11 protein-coding genes and 2 pseudogenes are annotated in these 11,884 nt (G+C 60.9%); 11 read left to right on the top strand and 2 right to left on the bottom strand.

Translation table 11 applies throughout. The features are described 5' to 3' along the window. Positions 1–36 precede the first annotated feature (36 nt). The 9 genes and pseudogenes from bioB to NKJ94_RS27270 all read left to right on the top strand — a co-directional run bounded on the left by bioB (position 37) and on the right by NKJ94_RS27270 (position 8,417). Entirely contained in the window at positions 37–1,035 is a 999-nt protein-coding gene (gene bioB / locus NKJ94_RS27310; protein WP_352529547.1) for a biotin synthase BioB, read from the top strand. Further along, a complete protein-coding gene (locus NKJ94_RS27305) occupies positions 1,032–2,171 on the top strand; it encodes an 8-amino-7-oxononanoate synthase (RefSeq protein ID WP_352529511.1) in 1,140 nt (379 codons plus the stop codon). Before bioB ends, NKJ94_RS27305 begins: the two co-directional genes overlap by 4 nt. A gap of 11 nt (positions 2,172–2,182) precedes the next feature. After that, positions 2,183–2,818, top strand: a complete 636-nt coding sequence (gene bioD, locus NKJ94_RS27300) for a dethiobiotin synthase (protein ID WP_352529509.1) — start codon at positions 2,183–2,185, stop codon at positions 2,816–2,818. Further along, positions 2,818–4,083, top strand: a complete 1,266-nt coding sequence (locus NKJ94_RS27295; protein WP_352529545.1) for an adenosylmethionine--8-amino-7-oxononanoate transaminase — start codon at positions 2,818–2,820, stop codon at positions 4,081–4,083. The genes bioD and NKJ94_RS27295 overlap by 1 nt, the downstream gene beginning before the upstream one ends. Then, on the top strand, positions 4,080–5,063 hold the full coding sequence (bioZ, locus tag NKJ94_RS27290; protein WP_352529507.1) for a 3-oxopimeloyl-[acyl-carrier-protein] synthase BioZ: 984 nt from the start codon (positions 4,080–4,082) through the stop codon (positions 5,061–5,063). The genes NKJ94_RS27295 and bioZ overlap by 4 nt, the downstream gene beginning before the upstream one ends. Before the next feature lie 60 nt (positions 5,064–5,123). Then, positions 5,124–5,432, top strand: a pseudogene (locus NKJ94_RS27285) (aspartate 1-decarboxylase); the annotation flags it as partial. Between the two features lie 29 nt (positions 5,433–5,461). After that, positions 5,462–5,668, top strand: a pseudogene (locus tag NKJ94_RS27280) (NrtR DNA-binding winged helix domain-containing protein); the annotation flags it as partial. Positions 5,669–6,293: 625 nt separating this feature from the next. Next, on the top strand, positions 6,294–6,950 hold the full coding sequence (locus NKJ94_RS27275) for an antitoxin Xre/MbcA/ParS-like domain-containing protein (RefSeq protein ID WP_352529505.1): 657 nt from the start codon (positions 6,294–6,296) through the stop codon (positions 6,948–6,950). Between the two features lie 315 nt (positions 6,951–7,265). Beyond that, positions 7,266–8,417: a porin gene (locus NKJ94_RS27270; protein ID WP_352492857.1), complete on the top strand. Its 1,152-nt coding sequence runs from the start codon at positions 7,266–7,268 to the stop codon at positions 8,415–8,417. Positions 8,418–8,970: 553 nt separating this feature from the next. Here NKJ94_RS27270 and NKJ94_RS27265 read toward each other — a convergent pair. Together NKJ94_RS27265 and NKJ94_RS27260 are read right to left on the bottom strand one after the other, a co-directional pair. Next, positions 8,971–9,534 carry a S46 family peptidase gene (locus tag NKJ94_RS27265; protein WP_352529503.1) on the bottom strand — a complete coding sequence of 188 codons (564 nt, stop codon included), beginning with the start codon at positions 9,532–9,534 and terminating at the stop codon, positions 8,971–8,973. 16 nt (positions 9,535–9,550) lie between these two features. After that, positions 9,551–9,766: a hypothetical protein gene (locus tag NKJ94_RS27260; protein ID WP_352529501.1), complete on the bottom strand. Its 216-nt coding sequence runs from the start codon at positions 9,764–9,766 to the stop codon at positions 9,551–9,553. A 614-nt stretch (positions 9,767–10,380) separates the two neighbouring features. Between NKJ94_RS27260 and groES the strand changes: the two genes are divergently transcribed. Then, entirely contained in the window at positions 10,381–10,677 is a 297-nt protein-coding gene (groES, locus tag NKJ94_RS27255; RefSeq protein WP_352458515.1) for a co-chaperone GroES, read from the top strand. Between the two features lie 66 nt (positions 10,678–10,743). Then, the coding region (gene groL / locus NKJ94_RS27250; RefSeq protein ID WP_352529499.1) for a chaperonin GroEL at positions 10,744–11,884 on the top strand (1,141 nt) is incomplete at its 3' end.

Genomic DNA, 11,884 nt, shown 5'->3' with positions numbered 1-11,884 from the left:
AGCAAAGCAAGGCAGAACCGGAGGAACAGCATGGACATGCAAACAGCCAGTCCAACGCAGACATCGCCACAGGCTCAATCCCCTGACCCTGGAGCGTGGACCCTGGAGAAGGCTCAGGCACTTCACGATGCCCCCTTCAACAATCTCCTCTTCCTCGCGCAAACCGTGCACCGCCAGAATTTCGATCCCAACAAGGTCCAGCTCAGCCGGCTGCTCAGCATCAAGACAGGCGGATGTCCGGAGGATTGCGGCTATTGTAGCCAGTCGGCGCAGCACGAGACCGGCCTGAAGGCGTCGAAGCTGATGGAGGTCCGGCGCGTCGTCGCCGAGGCGACCAAGGCGCGTGACGCCGGCGCAACCCGCTATTGCATGGGCGCGGCCTGGCGAAACCCCAAGGCGCGCGACATGGATGCGGTGGTGGCGATGGTCGAAGGCGTCAAGGCGCTGGGCATGGAGACCTGCATGACGCTCGGCATGCTCGATCTTGAGCAAGCCGCTCGACTGAAGCAGGCTGGTCTCGACTTTTACAACCACAACATCGATACGTCGGAACGCTACTATAGCGAGATCATCAGCACGCGGAGCTTTGCCGAGCGGCTCGAGACGCTCGAGCACGTTCGCCAATCCGGCATCAAGGTCTGCTGCGGCGGCATTGTCGGCATGGGCGAGGAGCCGGTGGACCGGATCGGCATGCTGGTGACGCTGGCCAACCTGCCGGAACATCCGCAAAGCGTTCCGATCAACATGCTGATCCCGATCCCCGGCACCCCGCTTGCCGACGCCAAGCCCATCGAGCCGATCGAATTCGTGCGCGTGATCGCGCTGGCGCGCATCATGATGCCGAAATCGCATATCCGTCTTTCCGCCGGCCGTACGGCCATGACCGACGAGATGCAGGCGCTGTGCTTTTTTGCCGGCGCCAACTCGATCTTCGTCGGCGACACGCTGCTGACGGCGGACAATCCCGGTGAGGACAAGGATACCCTGCTGTTCCGGCGCCTTGGCATCGAGCCGATGGAACTCGAGGCGCAATGAACGGGGCACCGCTTGCCCGCTATGAGGCGACCTTGCAGGGACTGGCGCGCAAGGACCGGCTGCGGACGCTGAAGCCGCGCGCCGGGCGCGACTTCTCGTCGAACGACTATCTCGGGCTTGCCGCCTCCAAAAGACTTGGCGAAGCGGTTGCGGCGGCGATTGCGCGGGGCACGTCGGTTGGCGCCACCGGGTCGCGGCTGTTGCGCGGCAATGCACCGGAACACGAGCAGCTCGAGGCAGACGCGGCGGCATTCTTTGGAGCCGACCGCGCGCTGTTCTTCGGCAGCGGCTACATCGCCAACTTCGCTCTGCTGACGGCGCTGCCGCAGAAGGGCGACCTTTTGGTCCTCGATGAGCTCGCCCATGCCAGCATGCATGAGGGGGCACAGGCCGGACGTGCCGAGTTCAAGCTGGCCGCGCACAACGACGTCGATGCTGTCGACGATGCGATCAAGCGTTGGCGCGCCGAAGGCGGCATGGGATGCGTCTGGATCGCAGTGGAAAGCCTTTACAGCATGGATGGCGACTGCGCGCCTTTGGAGAGCCTGGCCGCGCTTGCCGATCGGCACAACGCATTCATCATCGTTGACGAGGCGCATGCCACCGGCGTCTGGGGACCGGACGGCCGGGGGCTGGCCGCCGCTTTCGAGGGCCGCGACAACATCGTCGCGCTCCACACCTGCGGCAAGGCGCTCGGCGCATGTGGTGGGCTCGTGACCGGGCCGAGGACACTGTGCGAGTATCTGATCAACCGTTGCCGGCCATTCATCTACGCCACCGCGCCATCGCCGCTGATGGCGGTCGCGGCGCGCGAAGCGCTCGCAATGCTCGCCGACGAGCCTATGCGCCGTGTTCAGCTGCATGAACGCGTTGCCCTCGCAGGCCGCCAACTGGCCGATCGCTGCGGCGTGATACCAAGCGGCTCGCAGATCCAGCCAGTTGTCATCGGCGACGTCAGCCGCACCATGGCAGTGGCGGCGCGCCTGCAGGGCCGCGGCTTCGACATACGCGGCATTCGTCCGCCGACCGTACCCGAGGGCACGTCGCGGCTGCGCATCTCACTGACGCTCAATATCGGCGAAGCCGACATTTCCGCCATGGTCGAGGCGCTCGTCGAGGCGTTGGCCCAGACATGACCGGAGGCGACATGACCAAGCGCATCGTCATCACCGGAACAGACACCGGAATTGGCAAGACGGTGTTTTCGGCCGGGCTTGCCGGCCTGCTTGACGGTTTCTACTGGAAGCCGGTGCAATCGGGCCTCGACGGCGAGACCGACAGCGAGGCGGTTGCGCGACTTGCCGGGCTGCCGTCGGGGCGCGTGCTGCCGGAAGCCTACCGCTTGAAGAGCCCGCTTTCGCCGCATCGTTCGGCCGAAATCGACGACGTTTCGATCGAGGCTGCCGATCTTTCGTTTCCGGTCCTGCCGACACCGCTCGTCATCGAAGGCGCCGGCGGGCTGATGGTGCCGCTGAACCGCCGGACAAGGTTCATCGACATATTCGAGCAATGGCACTTGCCGGTCATTCTGTGCGCCCGCACCGCGCTCGGAACAATCAATCACACCCTGCTGTCGATCGAGGCACTGCGGGCGCGCGCTATCCCGCTGGCTGGCATCGCCTTCATCGGCGATGAGATGACCGATACGCAACGGACGATCGTGGAATTCGGCGACGTGCCGCAACTCGGCAGGCTGCCGCACCTCGATCCGCTGACGGACAAAACGCTGAGACAAGCGATGCTTGCCGGCTTCGACCTCGCTTTGATTGCCGGAGGCGAATGATGCCGCAATCCCGTGTGTGGCACCCCTTCACCCAGCACGCGCTCGAGCCGGCGATCCCTGAAATCGTCCTGACTGAAGGCGCCTATCTCCACAAAGCCAATGGCGAGCGCATTCTGGACGCCATTTCCTCCTGGTGGGTCGTCACCCATGGCCACCGCCATCCCCGCATTATGAAGGCAATCGAGACGACCGCCTCGAGCCTCGACCAGATCATCTTCGCAGGTTTCACGCACGAGCCTGCCGAATGCTTGGCCAAGGCGCTTGTCGGACTCGCTCCCGCCGGACTCGACTGGGTGTTCTATTCCGACAGCGGCTCGACCAGCGTCGAAGTCGCGCTGAAGATGGCGCTCGGCTATTTCCGCAACATCGGCGCGCCTCGCTCGCGCATCGTCGTCATGGAGCACAGCTATCACGGCGACACGATCGGCACGATGAGCGTCGGTGCCCGTGGCGTGTTCAACGCCGCCTACGAACCCTTGCTGTTCGAGGTCGACACCATTCCCTTCCCGGCCGCCGGCCGCGAGCAGGAAACGCTGGATAGATTCGAGGCCGTCAGCCGCGACCGGCGCGCCGCCGCGCTGATCGTCGAACCGCTCGTGCTTGGCGCCGGCGGCATGCTGATGTATCCGGCCTCGGTTGTGACCGGATTGAAGAAGATTGCCGAAGCCTCCGGCACGCTGCTGATCGCCGACGAGGTGATGACCGGCTGGGGCCGCACCGGGAGCATGTTCGCCTGCGAGCAGGCGAACATCTGTCCGGACATGCTGTGCACCTCGAAGGGCCTGACCGGTGGCGCAATCCCGCTGGCCGCCACGCTTGCCACCGATGCCATCTTCCATGCTCATTGTTCGGCGGATCGCAAGAAGACGTTTTTCCACTCGAGTTCCTACACGGCCAATCCGATTGCCTGCGCGGCAGCATTCGCCAATGTCGAGATCTGGCGTGACGAGCCGGTGGTCGAGCGGATCGCGGCCTTGAGCGAGAGACAGGCCGCCGGGTTTCGACGCTTTCGCGACAATGCCAACTTCACCGACAGCCGCGCGATCGGCACGATCCTGGCTCTCGACCTGCGCGCCGGCTCTGCCGGCTATCTGGCCGAGATCGGACCTAAGCTGCGGGCCTTTTTCCTCGAGCTCGGCCTGCTTGTGCGCCCGCTCGGCAATGTCCTTTATCTCCTGCCGCCCTATTGCGTCACCGGCGACGAGCTCGATCGGCTCCATGACGCGATCGAGGAGGCCGGCGAACGCTTCGGCTCAAAGCCATGAGCAGGTTGTCGCGCCTTCTCGGGTTTGGCCATCATGCGCCTGGCCGAAAGGTGGCGAATGCCGAAATTGAGAACAATCTCGGCCTCGAACCGGGCTGGATCGAGCGGCGTACTGGAATCCGGTCGCGCTTCTGGGCAACGGACGAAGACACGCTGTCTGGTCTTGCTGCGCAGGCCGGCGCGATGGCGCTGGCCAGCGCCGGCATTGCGCGCCACGACATCGGTCTGCTGCTGCTTGCCACCTCGACGCCCGATCACCTCCTGCCGCCCAGCGCGCCCCTGGTCGCACATCGGCTGGGGCTCGGCCGCGCCGGCGCGATCGATCTCACCGGCGCCTGCGCCGGCTTCATCTATGCGCTGATGTTTGCGGACGGGTTCACCCGCCTGCACGGCAAAGCGAGCCTTGTTATCGCCGCCAATATCCTCAGCCGCCGCATCAATCCCTCTGAGCGCGCCAGCGCCGTGCTGTTTGCCGATGCCGCCGGCGCCCTCGTGATCGGTCCGTGCGAGGATACTGATCGGGGGATTCTCGGTGCCTCCGTGGATTCGGACGGCTCGCGATACGGGCTGATCCAGATTCCCGCAGGAGGAAGCAACATCCCGTTCCACGGTGACCTCGACCTCGCGCAAACGCGAATGACGATAACCGACGGCCGCGAAGTATTCGCCAAGGCCGTCGAGATGATGACCGATTGCTCGATAAGCGCGCTAGCCGCTGCCGGAGTGCGACCACAGGATGTCGACCGGTTCGTGCCGCATCAGGCCAATGCTCGCATTTTCGATGCGGTCGGGCGAAACCTCGGCGTTGCCGATCACCTGATCGTCAAGACGATCGCCGAATATGGCAACTCTTCCGCCGCGACGATCCCGCTCTCACTGTCGCTCGCCAATGAAGCGGAGCCGTTTCGGCCGGGCAAGAAAATACTCCTGGCGGCGGCAGGTGCGGGACTCAGCGGCGGGGCGCTCCTCGTCGGGATTTAGCCCAGCGAAGCTGCTCAACATCAGGACTGACTTTGTGAGATGAATAGGACAACGGGACCAATGCGAAAAATAGTCGCCGGCAAGCTGCACGGCAGCCACGTCACCGAAGCAAACCTCAACTACCACGGTTCGATAACGCTCGACCCTGACCACTGCGAAGAAGCCGGGATCCTGCCAATGGATTCGTGGAGACATGGAGCAAGACTTCCGGCGCGCGAATCTCGACCTATGTCATCCTCGGCGAGCGCGGCTCTCGATGCTGCATCCTCAACGGCGCGGCCGCCCGGACCTGCCAGCCCACTCCATCCATCTGGACGAAGCGCGCATTCCTCTCTGAAGCCGCGGATCGTTACGTTCGTCATCAACAATGTCGTTGGCTTCTCGCCGATGGCAATGCGCTGACGCGGACGGCGTTGACGACTACATCGGCAGGGGCGCTTCAGCAGAACTTTCGCCGGTTGATGGAGCAGCAGGAACTGGTGGAGGAGACCGGCGAAAGTGCTTTTGACACCGGCGGTCGGCCGGCGAAGCTTTATCGCTTCCGCCACCATGTCCTCGACGAAACGGCGGTCGCCCGGACAAAATTGCCGCTGGCGCGGGCTTGACATCCTTTATACTCAACGTAGAAATATACCCTTATAATCAATTCGATTATAACGAGAAATTCATTCGCACCGTCCGAACCCACGGTCTCGCTCGGGAAGCCCGTATGAGTGGATCGAAGTGATCTTGTAAATGAAACGCCCGAGGACGGGCTTTCAACCTTTGTCGTGAAGGAGGTGCCGCGCGAGTGGGCCAATGCCTTGCGGCAACGGTGAAGGATGTATACCGCCAGTAAACGCGTGCGTCAAAGTCGCTGTCGAATGTACAGTTCGTCTAAATGTGCAATACGTTCGATTTGTGCAAGTAACACTTGGAAAAGTGTTGCATAAAAGAAACGTCTAATTATATAAAGCTGGCAAGCTAAACTTTAAACTTGCACAAATGAGCGTCGCGGATAGCGTCCCACTGTGAAGCGTGCACTGCGATGTGCGTCTGTTTCGATCGTGGGGGCAAGACGGTCGTCCATTGATGTTCTTCCCTTTTTTATTGAGAGGCAAAAGTTGAAGCCGCAAGACGGCTGCTAGGTTGCGCGCATACGAAAACGCAACACATCGCCGTCCCCCAAACTTCATGTCTTCAACGCTCTTTCGGAGGCTTGCTGAGGGAATGCTATTGGGAAAGCCAGATATGTCCGCGTCGAATGATCTTGGGGATGAAAAACGCCAGACCGAGCTTTCAAGCTTTGTCATGAGGGAGGTGCAGCGCATTCTTGCCCAATGCGATGAGGCGAAGCAGGGTGACAAGGCTGCTGTTGCGCCTTCGGGTTCTCCTTCCAACGAATTGACCGCCGTGGCCGCCGAATTTCTTGGTAGGCTCGAGGCCGAAGCAGCGCGACGGCTAAACGCCCAGGCGGGTGAGATCGCTTCGCGACCACGGGCAGCCGATCATCCGCTCGGGCATCCGGTTCTGAAAGATTGCCCGAGAGAAGGCGCGCGCATTGCAGAATGGGCCGGTCCAGTTGCGGGGTCGACGCATCTTGAGAGACGTTTTGGAATACCGCGGTCCACTTTGTACTGGTGGCAGCGACACAATGATGTGGTTGCCTTTCGGAGAGGCTCCCGGAAGCATGTATTTCCCCTAGCTCAGTTCATCGACGGCAGGCCTATGCCCGGAATCAGGCAGGTCCTTTCCTCGATCTCCGATCCCAGACTGGCTTGGCTGTGGCTGATCAGCCCCTCGCCTCTTCTCAAGGGTCGCGTCCCTATCGAATTGCTCAGAGAAGGTATGAACACAGAAGTTGTTACATCCGCCGCCCAGGCTGTTTCTCTGATTGAATCTATCTGACAATTGGCCGGATGCCGATGGCTTTCCGCGCATTATGTAAGTGCGCACAAACAGATGTACCAATTGTGCGATTTGTTCAAATGTACAGTTGTTCAATTTGTGCAAGTAATACAATGGATTTAGTGACAATAATGCAACGGATACTTCTATATATGGTTGGCAAACGGAATTTGAACTTGCACTAATTCGCCCGGTGAATAGCGTTCGAGCCGGGAAGGATGCATTGCGATGCGCATCTTTTTCGATCGTGGGGCAGGGAGCGGTTCGTCCATCGACGTCCTCGCCCCTTTCAAAATCATTGAATGGAGATCAAGTATGAACATCAAGAGCCTTCTTCTCGGCTCAGCTGCGGCTCTGATCGCAGCTTCCGGTGCTCGCGCCGCCGACGCGGTGACGGTCGCCGAGCCGGAACCGGCAGAATACGTCAAGATCTGCGACGTATATGGCTCGGGCTACTTCTACATCCCCGGCACCGAAACCTGCCTGCGCATCGGCGGCTATGTCCGTTACGACATCAGCGCTGGCGACGTTGGCTCCTACGATGGGGCGCGGACCCACGACGTCCAAGACGGCAGCGACCAGGGCACCTGGCGCAAGAACGCCCGCTTTGACCTAAGGACTTGGACCGGCCAGGAAACCGAACTCGGTACTTTGAAGACATACACCGAGACCAAATTCAATTTCGGTAACCGCAACGCCTATTCGGGTCCCGACAGTCCCCAGAACTATGCCTTCAACAGGGGCATCACGCTGAACTTCGCCTGGATCCAACTCGGTGGCCTTCGCGTCGGCAAGGACGAATCGGCCTTCGATACGTTTATCGGCTATGCCGGCAACGTCCTCAACGATACGCTCGTTCCCTACGGCGATTTCGACACCAACGTCGTGCAGTACTACTTCGACGCCGGCAATGGCTTCTCCGCCGTGGTATCGCTCGAAGAGGGGTCTGGCGTCGTCGGCACGATCGACAGCTACGTTCCGCATCTTGTCGGCGGCGTGAAGTACACGCAGGGCTGGGGCGCCATCACCGGCGTCGTGGCTTACGACAGCAACTACGAAGAGGTAGCCGGCAAGGTCCGCTTGGATGTAAACGCCACCAACGAACTGTCGCTGTTCATTATGGCTGGCTATGGGACCGACGACAACCTAACCGATGGGACCTACGCTATTCCTGCCGGCGGTCGCGGCTTCTACAAGCAGTGGGGTGGCAACTGGGCCGTCTGGGGCGGCGGCACCTACAAGTTCAACGAGAAGACCTCTTTCAACCTTCAGGCGGCGTATGACGAGTGGAAGAACCTCGGCATCGCCGCCAATGTCGCCTACGATATCGTTCCTGGTCTGACGATCACGGCCGAAGTCGACTATCTCCACGCTGGCAAGTTCGGGGATGTGGACTTCTCTAACTGGACCAATGCCGACAAGAAGAACAGCGTCGGCGGTCTCCTCCGCTTCCAGCGCTCGTTCTGAGGATTGAAGAGCCCGTTGCCGCGTTCGAAGCAGTAACTGTGAGCCTAATTTGCGGCTGAACCATTGTGTGAGGCTTGTAGAGGCTTTCGGCGAATTGCTTGATCACGGACCTCCAATCCGAGCATTTCGTCGATGAGAAGGGCGCCCTGTTCCCGGGCGCCCTTTTTTAAGGGTTATCATCAGACTCTCTCCCGGGGGAACTGTGGGTAAGAAACAACGCATCGTCCTGCAGGCAGCTGTTTTGGCGTCTGCCTTTGGCTTTTTTTTGCTGATCCTGATCCTGCAGATGGTCAGTTTTTTGGTTGACTAGGCACGCGCAAGCGGGAGCAATCGCGCAGAGACACACGGAAGTTTTTTTCGCCAGCGAAACCCCGACGACCTGATGGGAGTCGCGCCAGCAGGGTGGGTGCCACGTCCGGTGCCACCGACCATGCGAGATGCCGATTGTTGGCGCGTCTGTCAGTTCGCGCGGCCATATTCATTCTGGTGCCGATCTGTTGCCTTTTCTGCTTTTCCCATGCGTTTTAGGCCGAGCCATTTGTGAAGCGGGCGGTCAATGGATCTGCGCCTCGCGATTGCCTGCCGTTGCCTGGTTGATCTGGGCGGCATAATCCGAGAGCGAACGCTGCAACCGCGGTTCGAATTGCGCGAAGTTGAACCGGACTTCATCCGCCGTCAGGAACTGGTGGGTTGCGCCGGGAAAGCCGGCGACCATCACAAGGTCGCCTTCCTTGACGCCTTCACAGGCTATGGGTAGCCAACTCTTCGGCCGGTAAGGCACATTGTCGCGCGCATATGGCCGGGAGGAATCATCAGGAGCGACATAGGCGCGATAAAAGCCGAAGTCGCCTGTGTGGCGCGGCCACATCCAATTGTCCGTTTCGCCGCCGAAGTTACCGATGCCGAGCGCGGGCGCATAGACAAGGCGCACGTCCTCGATTTCGAGCTTCTGCTGGAGATAGTAGGAGGCGCCGCCATAATAGACCCCTACGTCGCAGCGGCGATTGGGCTGTCCTTCACATGCGGCGACCAGGGCCTTGCGGTTCGTGGCGAGCCGCTCATAGCGGGCAAACCCATTCAGCTTGTCCGAGACGCCCTTGAGCATTTCGGCGGTCACATCCGCATGTCCTCGATCACATAGATTCGGCTGCCTGGCGCCGCGGGCAATTCTTCACCCAGGGCTCTTCCCCAGAAAGCCGTCTGTGAGATAGTCCTAGCCCTCCTTGCTGTGGAATCGGATGGATTCGAACACGCAGTGACGATTGGTTGCGACCCAGCCCTTCTGGACTGACGAACGAGGCGGAGCATCCGCCCAGTGATACGATCGCGTTGAGCGCGTCAGCGTCCAAACGGCCCAGCTGGGCGGGACCGATCTGGAGCCCATCCGCGCCGCATGGCCGCGCCCACTTCCGCAGTCTGGCCCGGCATCCACATACCTTCGTCCGCCGACGTAGCCGTGACCGTCCAGAGCAAGGCGATGGCAGTTGCTTCGGCCAAACATTTCAAATTCGAGTTCATGCTGACCTGTCGCTCTCATCTTGCCTCCTGTTCTCAGCAGATTGGATTGGTGACTATCGGGATGGCCGGAGTCCTGGCGCCCGCGCGGCGGCCAACACCGTAAAGACCGAGTGGACCCGTTAACCCCAAGAGTCCTGATGGCGCTCACCTCTCATATTTGTCGCGCGCAACGTTTGCGGATCATCCGCTGCACCTATCGTGCCAAATGAATAAAGCCTTCAATTACAAATGGTGAGCCGCCTCATCCATGTCCGATCTCCGACGTCGTTCACGTAAAAGGCTCGGTGCTTCCACGCTCTTTTGCTCTTCGCCCGTCCCTCTTCCGTCTTGACTAGCAGGAGCCTACGGCCTATCTCACTGCCGCGTTAGCACTCGCTTCTGGTGAGTGCTAACCACGCTCCGGCAACGGAGAACCGTTCAACATCCGCACCAGGGAAATCCAAAAATGGCAAAGTCGAATTTCCGGCCGCTGCATGACCGCGTGGTCGTTCGCCGCGTCGAGTCCGAAGCGAAGACCGCCGGCGGGATCATCATCCCCGATACGGCTAAGGAAAAGCCGCAGGAAGGCGAGATCATCGCCGTCGGTTCCGGCGCCCGTGACGAGGTCGGCAAGCTCGTCCCGCTGGACGTCAAGGCCGGCGACCGCATCCTGTTCGGCAAGTGGTCGGGCACCGAAGTCAAGCTCAACGGCGAAGACCTTCTGATCATGAAGGAAGCGGACATCATGGGCGTCATCGGCTGACACGGCCGCCGCCTTTCATCCGCACCATCCAATCTGAATTTCGGGCGAAATGCCCAGGAGTAACAAATGGCTGCCAAAGACGTAAAATTCTCCCGTGACGCTCGTGAGCGCATGCTGCGCGGCGTCAACATCCTCGCCGACGCGGTGAAGGTCACGCTCGGCCCCAAGGGCCGCAACGTCGTCATCGACAAGTCGTTCGGCGCACCGCGCATCACCAAGGACGGCGTCACCGTCGCCAAGGAAATCGAGCTTGAGGACAAGTTCGAAAACATGGGCGCGCAGATGGTCCGCGAAGTTGCTTCGAAGACCAACGACATCGCCGGCGACGGCACTACGACCGCGACCGTTCTGGCACAGTCGATCGTCCAGGAAGGCCACAAGTCGGTTGCCGCCGGCATGAACCCGATGGACCTCAAGCGCGGCATCGACCTCGCCGTCGCCGACGTCGTCGCGACGCTGATCAAGAACGCCAAGAAGATCAAGACCTCGGAAGAGGTTGCCCAGGTCGGCACCATCGCCGGCAATGGCGACGTTTCGGTCGGCTCGATGATCGCGGAAGCGATGCAGAAGGTCGGCAATGAGGGCGTCATCACGGTCGAGGAAGCCAAGACCGCCGAGACCGAGCTCGAAGTCGTTGAAGGCATGCAGTTCGACCGCGGCTATCTCTCGCCCTACTTCGTCACCAACGCCGAAAAGATGGTTGCGGATCTGGAAGACGCCTACATCCTGCTCCACGAGAAGAAGCTCTCCAACCTGCAGGCCATGCTGCCGATCCTCGAGGCCGTCGTGCAGACCTCGAAGCCGCTGGTCATCATCTCGGAAGATGTCGAAGGCGAGGCCCTGGCCACGCTGGTCGTCAACAAGCTGCGTGGCGGCCTGAAGATCGCCGCCGTCAAGGCGCCGGGCTTCGGTGATCGCCGTAAGGCCATGCTGGAAGACATCGCCATCCTCACCGGTGGCCAGGTCATTTCCGAAGATCTCGGCATCAAGCTCGAGAATGTCGGCCTCGACATGCTCGGCCGCGCCAAGAAGGTGTCGATCTCCAAGGAGAACACCACCATCGTCGACGGCGCCGGCAAGAAGGAAGAAATCCAGGGCCGCGTCGCCCAGATCAAGCAGCAGATCGAGGAGACCACCTCGGACTACGACAAGGAGAAGCTGCAGGAACGTCTCGCCAAGCTGGCGGGCGGCGTTGCCGTGATCCGCG

This window comes from Mesorhizobium sp. M0060 (assembly GCF_040323155.1).
In the GTDB taxonomy this organism is placed as follows: Bacteria; Pseudomonadota; Alphaproteobacteria; order Rhizobiales; family Rhizobiaceae; genus Mesorhizobium.
Note: the sequence above shows the minus strand (reverse complement) of the source record. Positions and strands in the feature narration are given on the sequence as shown.